This is a genomic window from Amycolatopsis sp. NBC_00345 (genome assembly GCF_036116635.1).
GTDB lineage: Bacteria > Actinomycetota > Actinomycetes > Mycobacteriales > Pseudonocardiaceae > Amycolatopsis.
On record NZ_CP107995.1, the window covers coordinates 6,310,423 to 6,333,195 of the forward strand.

Here is a 22,773-nt window from a genome sequence, read left to right on the forward strand (position 1 = left end):
CGGGCCGGGCGGACCACTGTGGACTCCCCCGCTCAGGCGAGCGACTCGACGGCGATGCCCATCACCTCGGCGATCGCGGCCCGCGTGACCGCGCCCTCGCGCAGCACCACGGGGGTGTCGCCGGTGAGGTCCACGATCGACGACGCGACCGGCTCGCCGCTCGAACCGCCGTCGAGGTACACCGCCACGGAGTCGCCGAGCTGGTCCTGCGCCTCGGCGGCGGTGGCCGCGGGCGGGCGACCGGAGACGTTCGCGCTCGACACGGCCATCGGGCCGACGTCGCGCAGCAGCTCCAGCGCGACCGGGTGCAGCGGCATGCGCAGCATCACCGTGCCGCGCGACTGCCCGAGGTCCCACTGCAGGCTCGGCGCGTGCGGCAGCACGATGGACAGGTCGCCGGGCCAGAACGCCTCGATCAGCGCGCGCGCCTGCGGCGGCACGCCGAGCACCAGACCGTCCACAGTGGACCATGAGCCGACGAGCACGCCGACCGGCATGTCCGGGCCGCGGTTCTTGGCCCGCAGCAGCGCCTGCACGGCGCCCGCGTCGAAGGCGTCCGCGCCGATCCCGTAAACGGTGTCGGTGGGCAGGACGACCAGCCGGCTGGACCGTACGGCGGCGGCCGCGGCGGCCAGCCCTTCGGCCCGGGACTCGCGCTTGCTGCAGTCGTACACCGTGCTCATGCCGCGAAGCCTAGCCCGCCCTCCGGAGCGCCCCAATGTGGCGTTGGTTGCGTTGAACGCACCCAATGTGGCGTTCGGTGCGTTCAACGCACCGAACGCCACATTGGGGCGCATTCGGCGACCAGGGCGGCTCAGAAGCCGATCGCGGCGCAGGTCGCGGTGCTCGTGCGGGACGGATCGGCGACCGAGGTCGCGGTGAGCCTGACCTGCGCGGTGTAGGCCGCGCCCGGAGCCCGTTTCGCGTAGGCCCGCACCGGGGCCGCCTTGCCGAACTTCGCCGTCGTCAGCTCGTTGGGCAGGCGGACCTCCCAGCCCTTCGCGTCGGTGCTGACGCTCAGCCGGTAGGTGTCGGAGTCGTACGGGGCCTTCGCACCGCGCGCCGAACCCGTGTTGAACAGGCGGAAGTCGCACGTCGCGAGCCCGCCGTCGGTGACCGCGGGCAGGGCGGGCAGCAGCGCCGCACCGCGCGTCTGCGGCCCCGCGCCGTCGAGCGAAGCGACCGTGACGGTGTAGGACAGGATCCCGCTGCCGTCCCGTTTGACGTCGGTGACGAAGAAGTGCAGCCGGTTCGCCTCGTCGGTGTACTCGTACGCGCCGGACGCGCCGGTGCCCGCCTTGAACGCGGCGTCGTTGAGCTGCCGGTAGTCGCCGACGGTGGCCTTCACCGGCGTGCCGTCCGGCTTCACGTAGTCGGTGAGGCCGATGTCCTGCGGATTGGCGTCGACGATCCACTCGAACGGCGCGTCGTCGCGGTTCTTGGTCTTGGCCAGCAGCACGCCGGAGTCGGGCGCGAAGGAGTCCGAGCCCATCCGGTCGACGACCTCGACGGTGTAGTTGTCGTAACCGCCGCCGTCGCACAGCGGGTCGGTGTCGCCGTCGCACTTCGGCGATTTGTCGCCGCCCGGCAACGCGATGGTGATGCCGGTGTACGCGCCGGGCTCCGGCGCCGCCTCGCGCGCGGTCACCCGCGCCGTGACGGGGCCGGTCTTCGCCAGCTGGTCGCGATCGAGCCGCAGCACGTCGGCGGGGTCGACGATGCCGAGCTTGAGCTTGTTGCGCAGCATGTGGTGCGCGCCCATGGAGCCGCCCTCGGTGGCCGGGATCTGCCAGCGCGTGTGCGGTCCGCCGGGCCCGTTGAAACTGCCGCGGGACAGCATCTCCCACGGGCCGGTGTAACTGCGCTGGGGCGGGTCGCCGAACGGGTTGTTGTAGTTGTCGCCGATGCCGAGGATGTGGCTGAACTCGTGCGCGTAGACCGCCTGCCCGGAGCTCTCGGCCTGGGTGGAGGAGCCGTTCTGCGCGTTGGGCCAGATGCTCGCGGCCGAGGCCCACGAGGTCCACGGCACGTACCGGGTGTCCGCCCAGTTGGGCAGGGTCTCGTCGCCGGGCGGGCCGAACTCGTCCGGCACGGCTTCCTTGGTACCGAACTTCATCTCGCCGAACTCCTGCCAGGTCGAGCTTTCGTCCTGGCCCGCGGAGAGGAAGAAGACGAAGTCGAACTGGTCGGCCACGGGGCCGACGTCGGCGCGCCACGCGGCCGCCGCGTCCGTGCGGAGGTTCCGATTGCAGTTCGCGCCCTTCGGGCAGGCGCCCTGCTGGAACTCCATGCCGTACTCGAAGGACTTGCCGGGCATCCGGTACGGGCCGAACGCGGTCAGGTCGACGCCGAGGCGGCCGCCGGAGTCCTCCATCCAGTACTCGTTGATGGTGTGGCCGTGGTTCAGGGCCTCGGGCTTGTTGAGGAAGTCCTGGTAGTACTTCGCGACGCCGTCGCGCGGGAGGTCGTGGGCGCTCGGGCCGGGGTTGCCGAACACGGTCGAGTGCGGCGCCTTCGTGACGACGAAGTCCTGGTCGGGGTAGTCGGTGAGCACGACGGCGCCCTTGAACGTGCGCTGGGTCGGCTTCAGCGCCGGGTCGGCCCAGTCGGTGCCGGGGATCTTGCGGTAGTCGTCCCAGGTCATGGCGGCCTGGTCGGTCCAGCGCGAGGCGTCGATGGGGGCGGGCCAGCCGCGCGTGAGCGGGTCGGCCGACGCGGTGCCGGCGGCCAGCCCCGGCAGCAACGCCGCGGCGACCAGGACGGCAAGGGCCCTGCTCGCGTTTCTCGTGCGTCGGTAGGAGAGTTTCATCCACGCTCCTTCACGAACTTCCGGCCGCCTCGGGGAGGGCGGCCCGAAGATCGACCGTAGGGCCGGTAGTTAGGGCTGCGAACGAAATCCACCCCCATGCCTCACGACGAAAGTCGGGCGCGGGGGTGATTAGCGGGCAAAAGCACTACCGGCCGAACGCGCCGCCTTCGACGAGGATGAGCAGGCCGATGCCGATCAGGACAACCGGGAGCAGGATGTGCCCCCACCGCGACAGGGCCTTCGCAATGGCCGCCCGGGTGGCGAAGAACCGGCCCGCCACCAGCCAGACGGCCACCAGGACGAGGAACACGGCCACGTACCCGGTCATGCCGCCGACGCCCGCGGTGGCGAAGACCGGCACGTAAACGCCGATGTTGTCGCCACCGTTGGCGAAGGTGACCGCGGCGACCTCGAGGATCTTCGGGCCGCGGCCCTCGCCCGCCTTGTCCTCGCCGGGGTCGTCGCGGCGCCGCCACGCCTGCACCGCGGCCTTGATACCGAGCGCGAGCGGCAGCAGCCCGAGGTACGGGATGGCCCCCTCCGGCAGGAACGTCGCGCCGAACGCCGCGGCCACGGAGACGGCGAGGATGACCAGGAAGCCGAGGTACTGGCCGAGGGCGACGGCACGCGCCGCCCCACGGTGCCCGGCGCCCTGGGCGAAGAACAGCGCCAGGATCACGATGTCGTCGATGTTGGTGACGGCGAACAGGCCCATCGCCTGGTCGAGGACGCCGAAGCTCACGACCGGACCGCAGGCCGGTCGGGCATCACCAAGTACCCGGGCACGACCTGCTGTGCCACCGCCTCAGCCGAGGCGGCGAGCCGTCACGAAGCGGGCGCGGCCGGTGTAGTCGTTGTGGTCCTCGACGCCGGTCAGGACGCGGCGCGCGCGGACCAGGGCCGGGGCGGCCGAGCCGTGCGTGTCGTCGTGCTCGATGGCCAGGCCGCCGCCCGGGCGCAGGAGGCGGGCGCCCGCGGCGACGGCGTGGCGGATGATCGCCAGGCCGCTCTCCTCCGCGAACACCGCGCGCGCCGGGTCGTGCTCGGCGACCTCCGGCGGCACGTAGGTGCCCTCGGGCACGTACGGCGGGTTGCACAGCACCAGGTCGACGAGCCCGTCCAGCTCGGCGAACATGGTCGGGTCGGTGATGTCGCCGGAGTACAGGCGGATCGGGGTGTTGCCGGCGTCGGAGTGGACGTCCGCGTTGTGGCGGGCCCACGCGAGCGCCTGCGCGTCCACGTCGACCGCGTAGACCACGGCGTCCGGGCGCTCGTGTGCCAGCGCCAGCGCCAGCGCGGCCGAGCCCGTGCACAGGTCGACCACCACCGGGTACTCGCGCCCCTGCAGGAACTTCAGCCCCCACTCCAGCAGCAGCTCGGTCTCCGGCCGCGGGACGAACACCCCCGCGCCGACGTTCACCGTGACGTTGCCCAGCGCCGCCCAGCCGGTGAGGTACTGCAGCGGGATGCGCTTGGCCCGCTGCGCGACCAGCTGGCCGATCGCCTCGATCACCGGCGGGTCGACCAGCGGCACCATCGGCAGCCTGCCCCGTTCGACGCCGAGGACGTGCGCGGCGATGAGGTCCGCGTCCGACCGCGGGGACTCCACGCCGGCCTCGGTGAGGATCCGGGTCGCCTCCATGATGGCCAGGCGCAGCGGCTGCCGATTCACTGGTCGTCCTTCACATCGTCAAGCCTGACACAGCAGGGGGAATTCCCAGGGTATCGACACCGCGCCCAGGACGGTCACGCCTGGCCGGACAAGTACCTGGCGAGCGAGCCCCGCTGCCGGCGCATCGCGTCGATCCGCTCGTCCATCGCGGCCAGCTCGCCGTGCAGCAGCGAGACCAGCTGCGGGCACGGGTCGAGCCGCGCCTCCGGGCCGTCGACGCAGCCCAGCGCCCCCGCGATCACCTCCGTCGTCAGCCCGGCCGCGAGCAGGCGCCGGATCTGGCAGACGCGGACCAAGGCGTCCTCGCCGTACACGCGGTAGCCGTTGCTGTTGCGCGTGGACGGCAACAGCCCCTGCTCGCCGTAGTAACGCAGCAGCCGCGGGCTCACTTCCGTCCGCCTCGACAACTCACCGATCAGCACACGACCCCCAAGACTTGACCTTCACACCGATGTCAGCACTTAACGTCGCGGGCATGAGCAAACATTTCGCAGCCGTGGTGCGCGGCTCCGGCCCCGGGCTGCTGCTGGCCCACGGCGGTGGCGGCGGCGTGGAGGGCAACTTCGGGGGCATCCTCGACGAGCTGGCCCGCACCCGCACCGTCGTCGGCCCCGACTACCCCGGCTCCGGCGCCACACCGCGGTCGACGGTCCCCCTGGTCCTGGACGAGGTGGCCGACGAGCTCGTCGCCACGGCCGCGGCCGCCGGGGTCGAGCGGTTCGCGATCCTCGGCTACTCGCTGGGCACGGCGGTCGCGGTGCGCGCGGCGACCCGGCACCCGTCGCGGGTCACCGGCCTGGTCCTGACGTCCGGCTTCGCCCGGATGGACAACCGCATGCGCCTGGCCGTGGACGTCTGGAAGTCCCTGCTCGGCGGCGACCGCGAGCTGCTCGCCCGGTACCTGATGCTGGCGGGCACGGGGGTCAAGCACCTGGCCACGCTCACCCCGGACGAGCTGGAGACGGCGGTGAAGGAGCTGGCCGCGTTCGTGCCCGAGGGCAGTCCCGAGCAGGTCGCGCTGGTCGAGTCGGTGGACACCCGGGCCGAGCTGGCCGGGATCGCGGTGCCCACGCTGGTGATCGCGACCAGCCTCGACGGCCTCGCCTCCCCCACGCTTTCGCGCGAGCTGGCGGACGGCATCCCCGGCGCGAAGCTGGTCGAGATCGAGGCGGGGCACAACATCGGCGTCGAGGCCCGCGACGAGTGGCTCGCGGCGATCGGCCCGTTCCTGGCGGAGGTGGCGTGATGGTGGACCTGCAACTGCTGCTGCCCAACGAGGCCCCGGACCTCGACCCCCGGCAGTTCGCCGAGCTCTCCCGGCTCGCCGAGGAGCTGGGTTACGAGTCGGTGTGGCTGCCCGACCACATCCTGCCGCCCGGGCCGTTCGGCGAGGTCTACGGCGGCACGTACGAACCGCTGGTGACGCTCGCGTACGTCGCCGCGGCCACCGAGCGGATCGGGCTGGGGACGTCGGTGCTGATCCTGCCGCTGCGGGAGCCGTACGTGCTGGCCAAGCAGGTGGCGACGCTGTCGCGGCTGTCCGGCGGGCGGCTGGTCCTCGGTGTCGGCGTGGGCTGGAACGCCGAGGAGTTCGCCGAGGTCGGCGCAGACTTCGCCGGTCGTGGCCAGCGCACGGACGAGACGCTGGCCCTGCTGGAGCGCCTGTTCACCACGGGCCGCGGCCCGTCGGGCGGTTATTTCGAGCCGCAGCCGGGCGCGCGCGTGCCGATCCTGGTCGGCGGCAATTCGACGGTCGCCCTGCGCCGGGCCGCCCGCGCCGGGGACGCGTGGCTCAGCGCGGGCCTGGACCCGGCGGCTTTCGCCGAGCGTGCCCGGACGCTGGCCGGCCTCGCCACGGAGCGACCGGTGCGGCCCATGGCCCGGATGGAGTGGTCCGGCGATCAAGCGGACCTCGACCGCGCGGTGGCGGACTACCACGCATACGCGGCCGCCGGTGCCGCTGCCGTAGCCGTGCACTTCGGACCGGACGCCGGGTACGAGGACCGGATGCGCGCCTTCGCGGCCGCCGTCCGCTGACCGGGCGCCGGTTCGCGGAAAAGGGCCCCGCTCCAGGTCATCGGTGATCGCCCACCGTCATCTCCTAGAATCGGCCGGTGCGATCCAAGGAACTGCGCTTCGGCCTGACGGTCTTCGTCGCCTCGTTGGCGCTGCTGCTGGTGCGGTTCCTGGTCCCGCGTCCGATCGGCATGGCGGACAACGGCGACGGGTGGCGGCTGCTCTGCGGCCTCGGCGGCAAGCAGCTCGACCGCCCGTCCGAGGGCTGGGTGCGCTTCAGCTACGGCCAGGGCGTGCCCTGCACCAGCGACTACGTCTCCAGCCAGAGCTGGCTCGACTGGCTGGCCAACAAGGCCGGCACGCTGCTCGGCTCCACCGGCATCCTCAACCTGCTCGTGCTGGGGGTGATCACCTGCGTGCTGGTCGCCGCCGCGATCACGGCCACGGTGCTCGGGCTGGAGCTGACCGGGCGGTACCGCTGGATCGCCACCGCGCTGCTGCTGCTCGTGATGGGCGACTCCGCGTTCTTCGGCTACTTCGCGTCCACGCTCAGCGAGGGTGCGGCGTTCCTCGGCATCCTGCTGATCGCCGGCGGGCTGGTGCTCATGCACCGCAAGCACTTGCGGTACGCGGGCGCCGTCGTCACCGTCCTCGGTGGACTGATCGGGATCAACGCGAAGTCGCAGACGTTGTTGCTCATCCCGCTTTTCGTCATCGCCGTGCTGATGGCCCGGCCGGCCGGCACGCGTGGCCGGGCCCGCTGGGCACTGCCGCTGGCGGTGCTCGCGATCGTCGGCGCCGGCACGTTCGGCATGCAGTCGCACGGCGACCCGGCCAACGCGGAATACCGCGAGGCCAACATGTACAACGCCGTCTTCGACTCCATTGTGGACGGCAAGCACGACACGAACGCCGACCTCGCCGCCCTCGGGCTGCCGCCGTCGTTCGCGCAGTACATCGGCACCGGCTGGTGGAGCCCGGGCGCGGCCTGGCACGACCCGCTGTACCCGCGCTACCGCGACCAGATCAGCCGCCGCAACATCGCGCACTACTACGCGACGCACCCCGTGCGCGTGGCCCAGATCCTGCAGCAGGGCGGGGTCGACACGCTCACCGCGCGCCCGGACAACCTCGGCAGCTTCGGCGAGCTGTCCGGCGAACCGAGGCTGTCGAAGGAATATCGCGTGCCGGTGTTCTCCGGCCTGGCCGCGCTGGCCGCCCCGCTCGGGCTTTTCGTGCTGATCCCGGTCTGGCTGCTCACGGGCTGGGCCGGCGTCCGCGCCTTCCGCCGCCATGAACACGGCCGTGAATACGGGATCGTGCTGTTCCTGCTGCTGTTCTTCTCCGTCGGCCAGCTCGGGCTGTCCGCGCTCGGCGAGGGCGTGGAGGGTGTGAAGCATCAGCTACTCACGCTGTTCCCGACCGTGCTGGCCGTGGTCTTCGCCGGGATCAGCCTGCTGCCGCGCCCCGGGAAGCCCGAGGCCGAGCCGGCCGCGACGGACAGCGAGCCGGTGACGGAGACGATGGAAGCGGTCCGCTAACGCGCTGAGCCGGAAATTCGCGAGCCTCTTGGCCTCGCGCCGGGGACCGGTCCCCGGTGGTGGGTTCTAACGTGCCGCCGAGGCACATCCGCACGGTGTCCTCGCCGACCGGTTTTCTGCGCGAAGGGAGCGTTCATGTTCGGGAGTTCAGCCGCCGTGGCGGCCGTCAGCGTAGTACGGCAGCGAGGCGCCCTCGGCCAGCGTGAAAGCGTGCAGGCAGTACAGCAGCTACCCGCTGACCGGCACCAGCACGGCGACCCAGGCCGTCGTTGTCATCCACGGCACCGGCCGTAATGCCGCGAGCTACTTCGACCGGACGGTCGAGGCGCCCACGACGCGGGCGCGGACTCCACGACCGAGATCGTCGCGCCGCACTTCCAGACCTCGAAGGACGATCCCGCGGACGGCGACGTGTCGTGGACCAACGGCGACGAGACGTCGTGGAAAGACGGGGGCGATTCGGTTTCCCCCGCCGGCATCAGCTCTTTCACCGTGGTGGACGAGATACTGGCCGGGCTCGCGGACAAGCAGCACTTCCCGGACCTGACCCGGATCACCCTGATCGGGCATTCCGCCGGCGGCCAGTTCATCCAGCGTTACGCGGTGGCCGGCGCCGCGCCGGCGAAGCTGCCGGGTGTGTCGTTCCATTACGTCACCGCGAATCCGTCGTCGTACCTGTACTTCACGCCGGACCGGCCGGTCGGCCAGGGGCTGCCCGGTTCGTGCCCGGAATCGGCCGGCTCACCGGCGAGCAGCTGGCCGGCCAGTACGCGAACCGCAAAGTGACCTACCTGCTCGGCGGTGACGACGTCCATCAGGACCACGGGATCGACCAGTCCTGCTCCTCGGCCACGACAGCGGCGCCATGTTCGATTCGGCCCAAGGCCGGGCCACGATCTTCGGCTGAGCGTGCCGACATGCCGTGCGGGCATGACGGATTGCCGATCCGGTCTTGGACGCCGTCGCCGTCCGGGATTTGACTTGGGGCATGGGAAAATACGACGGAAAGCGCGCCCTCGTCACCGGCGGCAGCAGCGGGATCGGCCTGTCGATCGCCCGTCTGCTGTCGGCCGGGGGCGCTCGGGTGATGGTCACGGGCCGCACGGAAGCCACGCTCGAAACGGCGAGTGAAGAGGGGCTGATCGCGGTCCGCAGCGACGCCACCTCAAAAGCCGACATCGACGCGCTGGCGGGGAAGGTCGAGGCGGCGCTCGGTCGGCTGGACGCGGTGTTCCTGAACGCGGGCACCACCAGCCTGGTGTCGTTCGAGGCGATGACCGAGCAGACGTACGACGACATCTTCGCGGCCAACACCAAGGGGCCCTACTTCACCTTGCAGCGGCTGCTTCCGCTGCTCGCCGAAGGTAGCGGCGTGGTGCTGACCACCTCGATCTCGAACGAGCTGGGGCAGCCGGACCACACCGTCTACTCGGCGAGCAAGGCGGCCCTCCGGTCGATGGCGCGAACCTGGGCCCGCGAACTGCTGCCGCGCGGCATACGGGTCAATGCGGTGCGCCCGGGGCCGACGGACACCGGCATTCTGCACAAGCGACTGCCCGCCGAGGTGGCGGACGAAATGCTGGCCGGTTTCGCCGCCCAGATCCCGATGCAGCGGCTGGGAAAGCCGGAGGAGGTCGCGCGGGCCGCCCTGTTCCTGGCCTTCGACGCCACCTACACCACCGGCGCCGAATTCACGGTGGACGGCGGCGGCACCCAGCTGTGACGCAGCGGGCCGTCTCAGCCGGACTGTGAAGCCAGCCGCTCCTCGCGGTCGGCGGTGGCCAGCGCGTCGAGCACGCCGTTGAGGTCACCGTCGAGGACCTGGTCGAGGTTGTAGGCCTTGTAGTTCACCCGGTGGTCGGAGATGCGGTTCTCCGGGAAGTTGTACGTGCGCACGCGCTCCGAGCGGTCGACCGTGCGGACCTGGGAACGCCGGGCGTCGGACGCCTTCGCGGCGGCCTCCTCCTCGGCGATGGCCTGCAGCCGCGCCTGGAGCACCTGCAGCGCGCGGGCGCGGTTCTGGATCTGCGACTTCTCGTTCTGGCAGGACACCACGATGCCGGTCGGCAGGTGCGTGATCCGCACGGCCGAGTCGGTGGTGTTCACGCTCTGGCCGCCGGGGCCGGACGAGCGGAAGACGTCGATGCGCAGTTCGTTCGGGTCGATCTCGACCTCGACCTCCTCGGGCTCCGGGTAGATCAGCACCCCGGAGGCGGAGGTGTGGATGCGGCCCTGCGACTCGGTCGCAGGCACCCGCTGCACGCGGTGCACACCGCCCTCGAACTTCAGCCGCGACCAGACACCGTCGACGTCGGCCGACTTGCTCTTGATCGACAGCGTGACGTCCTTGTAGCCGCCGAGGTCGGAGTCGGTGGAGTCGAGCACCTCGGCCTTCCAGCCATGCCGCTCGGCGTAGCGCAGGTACATCCGCAGCAGGTCGCCGGCGAACAGCGCGGACTCCTCGCCGCCCTCGCCGGACTTGATCTCCATCACCACGTCGGAGCCGTCGTACGGGTCGCGCGGCAGGAGCAGCTCGGTGAGCCGGGACTCGAGGTCCGGGATCTTCGCGGCCAGCTCGGCGGCTTCTTCGGCGAAGGACGAGTCCTCGGCCGCCAGCTCACGGGCGGCGGACAGGTCGTCCCGCGTCTCGTCGAGCTCACGCACCGCGCGGACGACCGGGCCCAGCTCGGCGTAGCGGCGGCCCAGCTTGCGGGCCCGGGCCTGGTCGGTGTGCACGGCCGGATCCGCCAGCTGCTCTTCGAGCTGGGCGTGCTCTTCGAGCAGACCCTTGAGCGACGTCGAATCCACGTGTGCCTCTTTCCCGGCCTCGAAAACAAGCTGTAACAGGACAAAAAACGGCGCCCACCCGAGCATGCGGGTGGGCGCCGTTGACCAAGCTACTTGGCGTCGGTCTTCTGCCGCTTGCCGTAGCGCTTCTCGAACCGCGCGACCCGGCCACCGGTGTCCATGATCTTCTGCTTGCCGGTGTAGAACGGGTGGCAGTTCGAACAGATCTCGACGTGGATCTCGCCCGAGTCCTTGGTGCTGCGGGTGGTGAAGCTGTTCCCGCAGTTGCAAGTGACCTGGGTGGTCACGTATTCGGGGTGAATACCGCTCTTCATGGTGTCCTCTCTCGTTGGCCCCGGGTCCCCGGAGATGGGGTGAACCGGTGCCGGACTTCAGCGGGTCATTCTGCCAGACGGGCTGACAGCTGCTTCAACACACCCCGGTGACCTGGTATTCCACGCCCCGGCGACCAGCGGTTGAGCCCTCAACCAGCATCCGATTGTACGAATCTTGTACCTGCTGGCGCGATGCTCGCCGGGTTCGTGAATTACCCACAGGTAGGAGGTTCAGCATGCGCACGACCGACCTGCTCTCCCGGGTGGCGAAGCCCGCGGCCGTGGCCGCGCTGGTCGCCGCCGCGGTGATCGCCGCCCCGGCCGCGAACGCGAGCACCGGGATCACGGCCGCCGACGTCCACCCCGCCGCCGCCACGTTCACCGAACTGCCCTCCAGCACGGTGAGCGTCGACAGCGCCGGTGACGGCACCGCCGCCGGCGCCGTCGCCTGGTACAAGGCGCACATGGGCAGCACCGGCTGGCAGAGCTACTGCGAGAAGGCCGCCGAGAACGCCTACGGCACCACCGGCGTCTGGGCCTCGGCGAACGCGCACTGGAACGGCGCGAGCCCGAAGCACACCAGCGGCACCCCGCCGCTCGGCTCGTTCGTGTACTGGAACATCAGCGCGTACGGCCACGTCGGCATCGCCGACGGCAGCGGCGGCTTCTACGCCACCAGCGTGAACGGCGCGATCGGCCACGGCAGCGCGACCAGTTACTTCTCCAACTACCGCGGCTGGACCCCCGCCGCCGTCCCGCACCAGTAGGCCAAACGCCGTTAAGGCCTCCTTACCCGCGTGGAACGCGGGTAAGGAGGCCTTAACGGATTGCGGGGAACGATCAGTCGTCGTCGTTCGAGCCGAGGGCCGTCTTCGAGACCTGCATGAGGAACTCGATGTTGGTCTTCGTCTTGCGCAGACGCGAGATCAGCAGGTCGATGGCCTGCTGGGAGTCCAGCGCGTGCAGCACGCGGTGCAGCTTGTGCGTGACCGCGAGCTCGTCCGGCGAGAGGAGCAGGTCCTCCTTGCGGGTCCCGGACGGGTTGACGTCGACGGCCGGGAACACGCGCCGCTCGGAGATCTTCCGGTCCAGCTTGAGCTCGGCGTTGCCGGTGCCCTTGAACTCCTCGAAGATCACCGTGTCCATCGTGGAGCCCGTCTCCACCATCGCCGTGGCGAAGATGGTGAGCGAGCCGCCGTTCTCGATGTTGCGCGCCGCGCCCAGGAACCGCTTCGGCGGGTACAGCGCGGTCGAGTCGACACCACCGGACAGGATCCGGCCGGACGCCGGGGCCGCCAGGTTGTAGGCCCGGCCCAGGCGGGTGATCGAGTCGAGCAGCACGACGACGTCGTGGCCCATCTCGACGAGCCGCTTGGCCCGCTCGATCGACAGCTCCGCGACGGAGGTGTGGTCGGACGGCGGGCGGTCGAAGGTGGAGGCGATGACCTCGCCCTTCACCGACCGCTGCATGTCGGTGACCTCTTCCGGACGCTCGTCCACGAGCACGACCATCAGGTGGCACTCGGGGTTGTTCGTCGCGATCGCGTTGGCGATGTCCTGCATGATCGTGGTCTTACCGGCCTTCGGCGGCGACACGATCAGGGCGCGCTGCCCCTTGCCGACCGGCATGATCAGGTCGATCACGCGGGTGGTCAGCTTGTGCGACTCGGTCTCCAGGCGCAGCCGCTCGTTCGGGTACAGCGGCGTCAGCTTGGTGAAGTCCGGGCGGCGCTTGGACTCGTCCGGGTCCAGCCCGTTGATCGAGTCGACGCGCACCAGCGGGTTGAACTTCTGCCGCTGCTGCTCGCCGTCGCGCGGCTGGCGCACGACACCGGTGATGGCGTCACCGCGGCGCAGGCCGTACTTGCGGACCAGCGAAAGCGAGACGTACACGTCGTTCGGCCCGGCGAGGTAGCCCGAGGTGCGGACGAACGCGTAGTTGTCCAGCACGTCCAGGATGCCCGCGACGGGCAGCAGGACGTCGTCGTCGCGGATCTCGGTGTCCGGCGAGCCGGTCTCGCGCTGGCCGCCCCCGGTGCCCCGGCGGCGACGGTCGCGGAAGCGACGGCCACGACGGCCGCCTTCCTCGTCGTCGTCCCCGGCCTGCTGGCGGTTGTCCTGCTGGCCGCGGTTGCCGCTGTCCTGCTGGTTGTTCCGCTGCCGGTTGTCCTGGCCGCCCCGGTTGTCCCGGTTGCCCTGCCGGTCGCCACGGTCGCCACGGTCGCCGCGCTGGTTGTCGCGGTCGCCACGCTGGTTGCCGTTCTCACGCTCGGCCCGGTCACCACGGTCAGCCCGGTCACCGCGGTCGGCGCGCTGGTTGCCACCGTCGCGCTCGGCACGGTCGCCGCGCTGCTGGTTGCCGCCATCGCGTTCACCACGCTGGCCGCCGTCACGCTGGCCTTCGGGGGCGCCCGCGGCGCGGTTCGAGCCGCGGCGGCGACGGCCGCGGCCGCCTTCCTCCTGCTGCTGCCCGTCGCCGTCCGGACGCTCCTGCTGCGCGGGCCGCTGCTCGGCCGGGGCGGAGTTCTGCGGCGCCTCGGCCACCGGGGCCGAGCCGTTGCTCTCGGCCTTGGGTGCCTCGGCCGGGGCCTCCTCGCGCTTCTTCGCGGCGCGAGCCGGCTCCTCGGTCTTGACCGCCTTCGGGGCCTTGACGGCCTCGGGAGCGTCGCCGACGCCTTCGAGCGGAAGCGTCTCCGCCGTACCGGCGGCCCGCTTCTTGGTCTTGCCCTGACGCTCGCGGATGGCCGCGATCAGGTCACCCTTGCGCATCCCGGTGGTCTCGCCCACGCCCAGTTCGCCCGCCAGCTGGCGGAGCTCGGCGATGACCATTCCGGACAGGCCCCCGGTGCGGCGCTTCGGAGCGGCCGCGGCCCCATTGCTCTCAACGGCCGCGGCGGGGGTCTCCACGTCGCCGCTCAACAGATCGGTGTTGCTCACACATGTCCTTCCTGACCGATCCACGCCTCCAGGTGGATCAGCGGACTGCCGCCGATCGCGTCTGATCGCGAAACGGCATTTGCTTCCGATGCGGACGAGTCGCGCCTAGCCGTGCGAGACACAGCGAGAGCGCCGCCAGCACAGGGGTGTTTGCCTCCCCCAAACGGAGGAAACGGAATTCGGCACCGCCGAAACCGGAAACCCGCCTGCGTCCTCCGCTTTCCCGCAGCTCATGCGGTGCGGATCGGCGGATCGACGAAGGATGCGATCCGGAGACTCCCGAGGAGTGGACAGGACCGGCACCGGGTGCGGAAACGCACGGTGATCGAACGCCCCCGAGGGTAGACCGACGCACACCCGGGTGCAACAACCACCCCCCGCGTGGCGCGGCTGCCCCCTGCCCCGTGACCGGGGCTTTACAGAGCTGCAACCTGCACACCGGCGAGGTCCACGCCCAGCTCCGCGACGTCGAAACCGGTGACGTCGGTTTCGGGCGGCAATGCTCCGCTCGTGGTGAGAGCCAGTACCGTCGGGCCGGCGCCGGAAATCGTGGCCGCGATCCCGCGAGCACGGAGCGTGCGCACCAGCCCGGTGCTCTCCGGGTACGCGCTCGCGCGGTAATCCTGGTGCAGCCGGTCCTCCGTGGCCGCCAGCAGCAGCTCGGGCTTGACGGTCATGGCCAGCACCGAGAGCGCGGCGCGCCCCGCGCTGTGCGCCGCGTCCGCGTGCGGGACCTGCGGCGGGAGCAGCCCGCGGGCGGCGTCGGTGGACGACTTCACCGCGGGCACCGCCACGACCGGCCGGATCGCCGGGTTCGGCGTCACCCGCTCGGCGTGGAACCGGCCGTTCTCCGACCACGCCACCACCAGGCCGCCCAGCAGGCTCGCGGCCGCGTTGTCGGCGTGGCCTTCGAACTCGGCCGCCAGCTGCAGCGCCCCGTCGTCGAGCGGGACGCCGGCCAGCGCGTAACCCACCGCCACCCCGGAAACCACCGCCGCCGCCGAGGAGCCGAGCCCGCGCGCGTGCGGGATGTTGTTGAAACAGCGCAGGTGCAGCCCCGGCGGGCGGACGTCGAGGTGCGCGCACGCCCGTCGGATCGCCCGCACCACCAGGTGCGTCTCGTCGGTCGGCACGTCGGCGATACCGCCGGCGCCCGCGTCGATCACCTCGACCTTGAGCCCGTCCTCGGTGACCTGCAGCTCGACCACGTCGTGGCGGGCCAGCGCCAGGCCGAGCGCGTCGAAACCGGGGCCGAGGTTGGCCGTGGACGCCGGGACGGTCACCCGGAATCCCACGGCGGCGTCCCGCACAGTCACCGCAGGTCCAGCGCGGTCGCCACCGCCGACGGGTCCACCGCCAGCGGCTCGACCTCGACGTTGCCCTCCAGCGCCGTGGCCGGGTCCTTGAGGCCGTGCCCGGTCACCGTGCAGACGACGGTGGAGCCCTTCGGCAGCCGGCCGTCCGCGGCGGTGGCGAGCAGGCCCGCGACGCTGGTGGCCGACGCCGGCTCGACGAACACGCCCTCACGGTTCGCGAGCAGGCGATAGGCCTCGAGGATCTTCTCGTCGGTGACCGCCTCGAACAGCCCGCCGGAAGACTCCTTGGCGGTCACCGCGCCGGCCCACGACGCCGGGCTGCCGATGCGGATCGCGGTCGCGATGGTGTCCGGCTCGGCCACCGGCTCGCCGCGCACGAGCGGGGCCGCGCCCGCCGCCTGGAAACCGAACATCCGCGGCGTGTTGTTCACCACACCGTCCGCGGCGTACTCGGAGTATCCGGCCCAGTACGCGGTGATGTTGCCGGCGTTGCCGACCGGCAGGCAGTGGATGTCGGGCGCGCGGCCGAGCACGTCGCAGATCTCGAACGCGGCCGTCTTCTGCCCGGCGATGCGCACCGGGTTCACGGAGTTCACCAGCGTCACCGGGTAGTCGGCCGCGGTCTTGCGGGCCAGTTCCAGGCAGTCGTCGAAGTTGCCGTCGACCTGCAGGATGCGCGCGCCGTGCAGCACGGCCTGGGCGAGCTTGCCCATCGCGATCTTGCCCTGCGGCACCAGCACCGCGCAGGTGAGCCCGGCACGGGCGGCGTACGCGGCCGCCGACGCGGAGGTGTTGCCGGTGGACGCGCAGATCACCGCCTTGAGCCCGCTGGCCAGCGCGTGCGTGATGGCCACGGTCATGCCGCGGTCCTTGAACGAGCCGGTGGGGTTCGCGCCCTCCACCTTCAGGTACACCGTGGCGCCGGTGACCTCGGACAGGTGCGCGGCCGGCAGCAGCGGCGTGTTGCCTTCGCCCAGCGTCACCACTTTCGCGCCGTCGGGCACGGGGATCCGGTCTCGGTACGCCTCGATGATTCCAGGCCACGCACTCATGCGTCTTCGCCCTCCACCCGCATCACGCTGACAACTTCGTGCACCACGTCAAGCTTCGCGATTTCGTCCACAGTGGACTGCAACGCCGCGTCCGGCGCCAGGTGGGTGACCACGACCAGGCTCGCCGTGTCGTTGGCGTCGCGCTGGCGCACCGCGGCGATGCTCACGCCGTGGCCCGCGAAGGCCTGCGCCACCTGCGCGAGCACCCCCGCGCGATCGGCGACGTCGAGGCTTACGTGGTAGCGCGTCGGCGTCTGGCCCATCGGGCGCACCGGCAGCGCGGCGTGCGCGGACTCGCGTGGGCCGCGGCCGCCAGCGACCTGGTTGCGGGCCACCGCCACCAGGTCACCGAGCACGGCGCTCGCGGTGGGCGCGCCGCCCGCGCCCTGGCCGTAGAACATCAGCTCGCCCGCCGCGTCGGCCTCCACGTAGACGGCGTTGAACGCGCCGCCCACGCCGGCCAGCTGGTGCCCGCGCGGGATCATCACCGGGTGCACCCGCGCCGAGACGGATTCGGCGCCGTCGTCGGCCGTCACCCGCTCGCAGATGGCCAGCAGCTTCACCGTGCGGCCCAGCACCCGCGCGGCGACCAGGTCGGCCGCCGTGACGTCGGCGATGCCCTCGCGGTGCACGTCCGAAGCCGTGACCCGGGTGTGGAACGCCAGCGACGCGAGGATCGCGGCCTTCGACGCGGCGTCGTAACCGTCGACGTCCGCGGTCGGGTCCGCCTCGGCGTACCCGAGCCGGCCGGCCTCGTCGAGCGTCTCGGCGTAACCCGCGCCGGTGGAGTCCATTGCGGACAGGATGTAGTTCGTGGTGCCGTTGACGATGCCCATCACCCGCGTGATGCGGTCACCGGCGAGCGACTCGCGCAGCGGCCGCAGCAGCGGGATGGCACCGGCCACGGAGGCCTCGAAGTAGAGGTCCACGCCCGCGGCGTCGGCGGCCTCGAACAGGTCGGCCGAATGCTCGGCGAGCAGCGCCTTGTTGGCCGTGACGACCGACTTCCCGGCGCTCAGCGCGGCGAGCAGCCAGCCGCGGACCGGCTCGATGCCGCCGACCAGCTCGACCACCACGTCCACGTCGTCGCGGACCACCAAGCCCGCCGCGTCGTCGGTGATCAGCTCCTGCGGCAGCTCCGGGTGCTTGTCGGGGCGCCGCACGGCGATGCCGGCCAGCTCCACCCGCGCCCCGGCGCGCGCCGCCAGCTCGTCCGCCTGCTCGACGAGCAGCCGGGCGACCTCACGGCCGACCGTGCCGCAGCCGAGCAGGGCGACCCTGATCACGCGACCGTCCGAGGGAGACCCGGCCGGACTGGAAGACCCAGCGGGACTGGAAGACCCAGCGGGACCAGAAGACACAGTGGACCGTGGAGACACAGTGGGCACTTCTCAAACCTCCAGGCGCAGCATGTCGTCCGTCGTCTCCCGCCGCAGCAGCACCCGGGCGCCGCCGTTGCGCACGGCGACCACCGCCGGCCGCGGCTGCCGGTTGTAGCCGCTCGCCATGGAGTAGCAGTAGGCCCCGGTCGCCGCGACGGCCAGCAGGTCGCCGGGGGCCAGTGTGTCGGGCAGCCAGCAGTCCCGGACGACGACGTCGCCGGATTCACAGTGCTTTCCCACCACTCGGGACAGGGTGGCGGCCGCGGGGTCGGTCCCGTCGTCCGCGGAGCGCGAGACGACGCGGCAGTCGTACACCGCGTCGTACAGCGCGGTGCGGATGTTGTCGCTCATCCCGCCGTCGACGCTGACGTACCGGCGCGCGGTCTCGTCGCCGAGCGCGACGTCCTTGATGGTGCCCACCTCGTACAGCGTGATCGTGCCCGGGCCGGCGATGGCGCGGCCCGGCTCCCCCGCGATGCGCGGCACCGGCAGCTCCGCGTACGCGCATTCCTTGCGCACGATCTCGCGGATCTGCGTGATCATCTGCGCGGGCGGCGGCGGGTTGTCCTTTTCGGTGTAGGCGATGCCGAAGCCGCCACCGAGGTCGACCAGGTTCAGCTGGTCGAGCAGATCGCGGCCGTGCTCCTTCGCCAGTTCGGCGAGCAGCCCGACCACGCGGCGGGCGGCGACCTCGAAGCCGTCGGCGTCGAAGATCTGCGAGCCGATGTGGCTGTGCAGGCCGGTCAGCTGCAGCGACGGCGCGTTCAGCACCCGGCGGACGGCCTCGGCGGCGTCACCCGAAGCCAGCGAGAAGCCGAACTTCTGGTCCTCGTGCGCGGTGGCGATGAACTCGTGGGTGTGCGCCTCGACGCCCACCGTGACGCGCACCAGCACCGGCTGCACGACGTCGCGCTGCGCGGCCACGTCGGCGAGCCGGGCGATCTCGTAGTAGGAGTCGACCACCACCGTGCCGACCCCGGCGTCAACGGCGTACTCCAGCTCGGCGACCGACTTGTTGTTGCCGTGGAAGGTGATCCGCTCGGCCGGGAAGTTCGCGCGCTGCGCGACGGCCAGCTCGCCGCCGCTGCAGACGTCCAGGCTCAGCCCCTGCTCGGCCACCCAGCGGGCGATCTCGATCGAGAGGAAGGCCTTGGACGCGTAGTGCACCAGCGCCGGGTCGTCGAACGCCTCCGCGTAGTCGGCGCAGCGGGACTTGAAGTCCGCCTCGTCGACCACGAACAACGGCGTGCCGTAGGTCTCGGCCAGCTCGCGCACGTCGACGCCGGCGATCCGCACCACCCCGTCGGCGGCGCGGAAGGTGTTGCGCGGCCACACTTTCGCGGGCAGCTGGTCAAGCTCGACGGCGCTCGCGGGCGGGAACCCGGAGGCGTCGGCATGGGGGTAGACGTCGGCGTGGCGGGGGCCCGCGGGGTGCGCCATTCGTTACATCCGTTCCGGAGCGGAGACACCGAGGAGGGACAGGCCGTTCGCCAGCACCTGGCGCGCGGCTTCACACAACGCGAGACGGGCGTAGGTCAGAGGGGTCGCCTCCTCGTCGCCCTGCGGCAGGACCCGCGCCTCGCGTACGGCGTAGAACTTGTGCAACGCGCCGGCCAGCTCTTCGAGATAGCGCGCGACCCGGTGGGGCTCACGCATTTCGGCGGCGCGGCGCACCATGGCGGGGTATTCGCCGATGGTGCGCATGAGGTCGCCCTCGACCGCCAGCGTCAGCAGTCCGAAATCGACGTCCACAGTGGAATTGAGCACAGTGGGCTTCAGGCCGAGATCGGCCGCGGAGCGCTGCATCGAGCGCAGCCGGGCGTGGGCGTACTGCACGTAGTAGACCGGGTTGTCGTTGGAGTGCTTGCGCAGCAGGTCCAGGTCGACGTCCAGGCTGGAGTCCACGGAGTAGCGGATCAGCTCGTAGCGGGCCGGGTCGACGCCGACCGCCTCGACCAGGTCCTCCATGGTGATCACGGTGCCCGCGCGCTTGGACATCCGCACCGGCTTGCCGTCGCTGACCAGGTTCACCATCTGGCCGATCAGCACCTCGACGCTGTCCGGGTCGTCGCCGAACGCCGCGGCCGCCGCCTTGAGCCGGGCGATGTAGCCGTGGTGGTCCGCGCCGAGCATGTAGATGCACAGGTCGAAGCCGCGGTTGCGCTTGTCCTTGAAGTAGGCGAGGTCACCGGCGATGTAGGCCGGGTTGCCGTCGGTCTTGATGACGACGCGGTCCTTGTCGTCGCCGTACTCGCTGGAGCGCAGCCACCAGGCGCCCGCCTCGAAGTAGAGGTTGCCGGAGTCCTTGAGCTGCTGCACCGCGGCGTCGACGGCGCCGGACTCGTGCAGCGAGTTCTCGTGGAAGTAGACGTCGAAGTCCGTGCCGAAGTCGTGCAGGCTCTGCTTGATCTCGCTGAACATCAGCTCGATGCCGATCCGGCGGAAGGCCTCGTGCCGCTCGGCCTCGGGCAGCGACAGCGCGCTCGGCTCGGCCTTGATCACCTCGGCCGCGATGTCGGTGATGTACCCGCCCGCGTACCCGTCCTCCGGCGCCGGCTCGCCCTTGGCGGCGGCGATCAGGGAGCGCACGAAGCGGTCGATCTGCGCGCCGGCGTCGTTGAAGTAGTACTCGCGCGTGACGTCGGCGCCCTGCGCGCCCAGCACGCGGCCCAGCGCGTCGCCGACCGCCGCCCAGCGGGTGCCGCCGAGGTGGATCGGGCCGGTCGGGTTGGCCGAGACGAACTCGAGGTTGATGACGCGCCCGGCCAGCGCGTCGCCGCGGCCGTAACCGTCACCCGCGGTGAGCACCTGGCGGACGACCTCGCCCTGCGCGCCGGCCGCGAGCCGGAAGTTGAGGAAGCCGGGCCCCGCGACCTCGGCGGCGTCGACCCCGTCGGCGGCCGAGACGACCTCGGCCAGCGCCTCGGCGAACTCCCGCGGCTTCAGGCCCGCCTTCTTGGCCACTTGCAGGGCGAGGTTGGTCGCGTAGTCGCCGTGTTCGGGGTTGCGCGGGCGTTCGATGGTCACCTGCTCCGGCAGCACGGCGACGTCGACGCCTCGTGCGTCGAGCACCTGCACGGCGGAGCTGCGGACCAGGTCGGCGAGAGCGGCGGGAGTCACTCGCCGAATTCTAGGTGTGCCCAGGTCGGACGCCCACGGCGGCCGGGGCGTCCCGGGAGCGCGGTCACACCCACGGTGATCGTGAGAGGTGTTCACGGTCACCAGACGCCCGGTCTCTACACTGGCCCAGGGCAGGGTCCGTCCGGATCCCTCCAATCCCTCACGAGGAGATCGCGGGAACCATGGCGAACGGGACAACCAGGAAGAAGGGGACGCCCGCCAAGGCGATGAGGGCGGCCAAGGCCCGCTCGGTCGTCGCCAAGAAGGGCACACCATGGGGCACCATCGCCGGTGTCATCCTGGTGGTGGCCCTCCTGGCTTCGGTGATCACCTATTACATGGTGAAGTCCGCGCCGCAGCGTGACCAGAAGTCACGTGACGCGGCCGCGGCCTCGTACGCGCCGAGCGCGTCCAACCCGGACCCGTCCAAGAAGATCCCCGGCGTGATCACCGCCACCTACGCCGGCTCGGTGCACATCCTGCCGACCGAGCGCGTGGCCTACGACCACTCCCCGCCCTTCGGCGGGCCGCACGACGGCTACTGGGCCGCCTGCAACGGCGTCGTCTACCCGAACGCGGTGCGCACCGAGAACATGGTGCACAGCCTGGAGCACGGCACCGTCTGGATCGCCTACAACCCGCAGCAGATCACCGGGGACCAGGTGGCCCTGCTGTCCGCGCGGGTCAAGGGCAAGCCGTACACGATGATGTCGCCGTACCCGGGCCTGGACAAGCCGATCTCGCTGCAGTCGTGGGGCCACCAGCTGAAGCTGGACAAGGCCGACGACCCGCGCATCGACGACTTCATCGCCGCGCTGCGGACCAACCCGAACGGCGTCTACCCGGAGATCGGCGCGTCCTGCGACGCGCTCGGCCCCGGCCAGTTCGACCCGAGCAACCCGCCCCCGTTCGACCCGAGCAAGCCGGGCCCGGACGCGAAGCCGATGGACTACAAGGGCAGCACGGGCGCCCAGGGCGACTCCGGCACCGCGCCGGTCGGCTCGGGCATGCCGTCGGCCCCGCCGGCCGGGCAGTGAAGTGAGTTCCGAAACCGACCTCGAACCGGAAGCCGCCGACACCGAAGCGGGTGAACGGCCGGGCTGGTCCCGCTGGGTGGTCATCGGCGGGACGCTGGTGGCCGTGCTGCTGATCGGCGCCGCCATCGGGATGTTCGCCACGCGGCTGAACGACGGCGACCCGGCGTCCTCGACGCCGGCCGCCGGCTCGGTCGAAGTCGGTTTCGCGCAGGACATGTCGGTGCACCACCTGCAGGCCGTCACGATGGCGAACTGGGCGCGCGACCACACCACGGACCCCGAGGTGAAGCAGCTCGCGTTCGACATCGAGAGCACGCAGACCGAGCAGGTCGGCCGGATGAAGGGCTGGCTCATGCTGTGGGACCAGCCGGAGCAGACCACCGGCGCGTACATGACGTGGATGACCGAGCCGATGGGCCACGCCGGCATGCAGATGCCGACCAGCTCCCCGGCCGGCGGCGCGCCGATGCCCGGCATGGCCACCGACGACGAGCTGGCCAAGCTGCGCTCGCTGTCCGGCAAGGCGATGGACGTCGACTTCCTCCAGCTGATGCTGCGCCACCACCAGGGCGGCACGGCGATGGCGCAGTACGCGCAGGACCACTCGAGCCTGCCGGCGATCAAGGCGCTCACCACGAGCATGCTGACCTCGCAGGGTGCCGAGATGAACCAGATGACGCTGATGCTGCAGGCACGGGGCGCGAAGCCACTTCCCGCGCCTTGATCCTGACTCGTGAGTGTTTATGACGGTTCTAACCGTCATCGCCAC

Annotated in this window: 21 protein-coding genes; 8 read left to right on the plus strand and 13 right to left on the minus strand. The window is 71.3% G+C overall.

All coding sequences use genetic code 11. The annotated features are described in order from the left end of the window. Positions 1-32: 32 nt before the first annotated feature. The 5 genes from OG943_RS28205 to OG943_RS28225 all read right to left on the minus strand — a co-directional run bounded on the left by OG943_RS28205 (position 33) and on the right by OG943_RS28225 (position 4,903). Complete coding sequence (locus OG943_RS28205; protein WP_328603946.1) at positions 33-683, minus strand: L-threonylcarbamoyladenylate synthase; 651 nt, start codon at positions 681-683, stop codon at positions 33-35. 131 nt (positions 684-814) lie between these two features. Continuing rightward, positions 815-2,809 (minus strand): M6 family metalloprotease domain-containing protein, encoded by a 1,995-nt coding sequence (locus OG943_RS28210; RefSeq protein ID WP_328603947.1) that lies wholly within the window; start codon positions 2,807-2,809, stop codon positions 815-817. 145 nt (positions 2,810-2,954) lie between these two features. Beyond that, the gene (locus tag OG943_RS28215; RefSeq protein WP_328603948.1) at positions 2,955-3,551 is read right to left on the minus strand and encodes a cadmium resistance transporter; all 597 of its coding nucleotides are present in this window, start codon (positions 3,549-3,551) and stop codon (positions 2,955-2,957) included. A gap of 63 nt (positions 3,552-3,614) precedes the next feature. Further along, on the minus strand, positions 3,615-4,481 hold the full coding sequence (prmC, locus tag OG943_RS28220) for a peptide chain release factor N(5)-glutamine methyltransferase (protein ID WP_328603949.1): 867 nt from the start codon (positions 4,479-4,481) through the stop codon (positions 3,615-3,617). Positions 4,482-4,555: 74 nt separating this feature from the next. Beyond that, positions 4,556-4,903: a MerR family transcriptional regulator gene (locus OG943_RS28225; protein ID WP_328603950.1), complete on the minus strand. Its 348-nt coding sequence runs from the start codon at positions 4,901-4,903 to the stop codon at positions 4,556-4,558. A 53-nt stretch (positions 4,904-4,956) separates the two neighbouring features. Between OG943_RS28225 and OG943_RS28230 the strand changes: the two genes are divergently transcribed. The 5 genes from OG943_RS28230 to OG943_RS28250 all read left to right on the plus strand — a co-directional run bounded on the left by OG943_RS28230 (position 4,957) and on the right by OG943_RS28250 (position 9,761). Then, on the plus strand, positions 4,957-5,727 hold the full coding sequence (locus tag OG943_RS28230; RefSeq protein WP_328603951.1) for an alpha/beta fold hydrolase: 771 nt from the start codon (positions 4,957-4,959) through the stop codon (positions 5,725-5,727). Beyond that, a complete protein-coding gene (locus OG943_RS28235) occupies positions 5,727-6,518 on the plus strand; it encodes a TIGR03619 family F420-dependent LLM class oxidoreductase (protein WP_328603952.1) in 792 nt (263 codons plus the stop codon). Before OG943_RS28230 ends, OG943_RS28235 begins: the two co-directional genes overlap by 1 nt. 77 nt (positions 6,519-6,595) lie before the next feature. Further along, a complete protein-coding gene (gene wsfD, locus OG943_RS28240) occupies positions 6,596-8,038 on the plus strand; it encodes a glycan biosynthesis hexose transferase WsfD (protein WP_328603953.1) in 1,443 nt (480 codons plus the stop codon). 411 nt (positions 8,039-8,449) lie between these two features. Continuing rightward, positions 8,450-8,824, plus strand: coding sequence for a hypothetical protein (locus OG943_RS28245; RefSeq protein WP_328603954.1), 375 nt, complete (start codon positions 8,450-8,452; stop codon positions 8,822-8,824). Between the two features lie 202 nt (positions 8,825-9,026). Beyond that, entirely contained in the window at positions 9,027-9,761 is a 735-nt protein-coding gene (locus OG943_RS28250) for an SDR family oxidoreductase (RefSeq protein WP_328603955.1), read from the plus strand. A gap of 14 nt (positions 9,762-9,775) precedes the next feature. On the opposite strand, the gene prfA is transcribed toward OG943_RS28250, so the two are convergent. Together prfA and rpmE are read right to left on the minus strand one after the other, a co-directional pair. Further along, positions 9,776-10,846: a peptide chain release factor 1 gene (gene prfA / locus OG943_RS28255; protein WP_328603956.1), complete on the minus strand. Its 1,071-nt coding sequence runs from the start codon at positions 10,844-10,846 to the stop codon at positions 9,776-9,778. 89 nt (positions 10,847-10,935) lie between these two features. Continuing rightward, a complete protein-coding gene (gene rpmE, locus OG943_RS28260) occupies positions 10,936-11,160 on the minus strand; it encodes a 50S ribosomal protein L31 (RefSeq protein WP_091611534.1) in 225 nt (74 codons plus the stop codon). A gap of 236 nt (positions 11,161-11,396) precedes the next feature. Here rpmE and OG943_RS28265 point away from each other — a divergent pair, with 236 nt between their 5' ends. Continuing rightward, entirely contained in the window at positions 11,397-11,927 is a 531-nt protein-coding gene (locus OG943_RS28265) for a CHAP domain-containing protein (protein ID WP_328603957.1), read from the plus strand. 73 nt (positions 11,928-12,000) lie between these two features. Here OG943_RS28265 and rho read toward each other — a convergent pair whose 3' ends face one another. From rho to argS, 6 genes are all read right to left on the minus strand, one after another. Continuing rightward, complete coding sequence (rho, locus tag OG943_RS28270; RefSeq protein WP_328603958.1) at positions 12,001-14,097, minus strand: transcription termination factor Rho; 2,097 nt, start codon at positions 14,095-14,097, stop codon at positions 12,001-12,003. A 416-nt stretch (positions 14,098-14,513) separates the two neighbouring features. Next, positions 14,514-15,413: a homoserine kinase gene (gene thrB, locus OG943_RS28275; protein ID WP_442874569.1), complete on the minus strand. Its 900-nt coding sequence runs from the start codon at positions 15,411-15,413 to the stop codon at positions 14,514-14,516. Next, positions 15,410-16,465, minus strand: coding sequence for a threonine synthase (gene thrC, locus OG943_RS28280; RefSeq protein WP_328603959.1), 1,056 nt, complete (start codon positions 16,463-16,465; stop codon positions 15,410-15,412). The genes thrB and thrC overlap by 4 nt, the downstream gene beginning before the upstream one ends. Beyond that, a complete protein-coding gene (locus OG943_RS28285) occupies positions 16,462-17,751 on the minus strand; it encodes a homoserine dehydrogenase (protein ID WP_328603960.1) in 1,290 nt (429 codons plus the stop codon). The genes thrC and OG943_RS28285 overlap by 4 nt, the downstream gene beginning before the upstream one ends. A 105-nt stretch (positions 17,752-17,856) precedes the next feature. Next, complete coding sequence (lysA, locus tag OG943_RS28290; RefSeq protein ID WP_328603961.1) at positions 17,857-19,287, minus strand: diaminopimelate decarboxylase; 1,431 nt, start codon at positions 19,285-19,287, stop codon at positions 17,857-17,859. Positions 19,288-19,290: 3 nt separating this feature from the next. Continuing rightward, a complete protein-coding gene (gene argS / locus OG943_RS28295; protein WP_328603962.1) occupies positions 19,291-20,967 on the minus strand; it encodes an arginine--tRNA ligase in 1,677 nt (558 codons plus the stop codon). A gap of 182 nt (positions 20,968-21,149) precedes the next feature. Between argS and OG943_RS28300 the strand changes: the two genes are divergently transcribed. Both OG943_RS28300 and OG943_RS28305 read left to right on the plus strand, forming a co-directional pair. Next, the gene (locus OG943_RS28300) at positions 21,150-22,004 is read left to right on the plus strand and encodes a DUF3105 domain-containing protein (RefSeq protein WP_442874570.1); all 855 of its coding nucleotides are present in this window, start codon (positions 21,150-21,152) and stop codon (positions 22,002-22,004) included. Between the two features lies 1 nt (position 22,005). Further along, on the plus strand, positions 22,006-22,728 hold the full coding sequence (locus tag OG943_RS28305; RefSeq protein WP_328603963.1) for a DUF305 domain-containing protein: 723 nt from the start codon (positions 22,006-22,008) through the stop codon (positions 22,726-22,728). Positions 22,729-22,773 lie beyond the last annotated feature (45 nt).

What these genes read in the sequence shown, in the direction of transcription:
- thrC (WP_328603959.1), bottom strand. Translation starts at nt 16,465, where the DNA reads ATGAGTGCGTGGCCTGGAATCATCGAGGCGTACCGAGACCGGATCCCC.
- OG943_RS28265 (WP_328603957.1), top strand. Translation starts at nt 11,397, where the DNA reads ATGCGCACGACCGACCTGCTCTCCCGGGTGGCGAAGCCCGCGGCCGTG.
- lysA (WP_328603961.1), bottom strand. Translation starts at nt 19,287, where the DNA reads ATGGCGCACCCCGCGGGCCCCCGCCACGCCGACGTCTACCCCCATGCC.
- OG943_RS28250 (WP_328603955.1), top strand. Translation starts at nt 9,027, where the DNA reads ATGGGAAAATACGACGGAAAGCGCGCCCTCGTCACCGGCGGCAGCAGC.
- rpmE (WP_091611534.1), bottom strand. Translation starts at nt 11,160, where the DNA reads ATGAAGAGCGGTATTCACCCCGAATACGTGACCACCCAGGTCACTTGC.
- OG943_RS28230 (WP_328603951.1), top strand. Translation starts at nt 4,957, where the DNA reads ATGAGCAAACATTTCGCAGCCGTGGTGCGCGGCTCCGGCCCCGGGCTG.
- OG943_RS28300 (WP_442874570.1), top strand. Translation starts at nt 21,150, where the DNA reads ATGGCGAACGGGACAACCAGGAAGAAGGGGACGCCCGCCAAGGCGATG.
- OG943_RS28235 (WP_328603952.1), top strand. Translation starts at nt 5,727, where the DNA reads ATGGTGGACCTGCAACTGCTGCTGCCCAACGAGGCCCCGGACCTCGAC.
- OG943_RS28205 (WP_328603946.1), bottom strand. Translation starts at nt 683, where the DNA reads ATGAGCACGGTGTACGACTGCAGCAAGCGCGAGTCCCGGGCCGAAGGG.
- OG943_RS28210 (WP_328603947.1), bottom strand. Translation starts at nt 2,809, where the DNA reads ATGAAACTCTCCTACCGACGCACGAGAAACGCGAGCAGGGCCCTTGCC.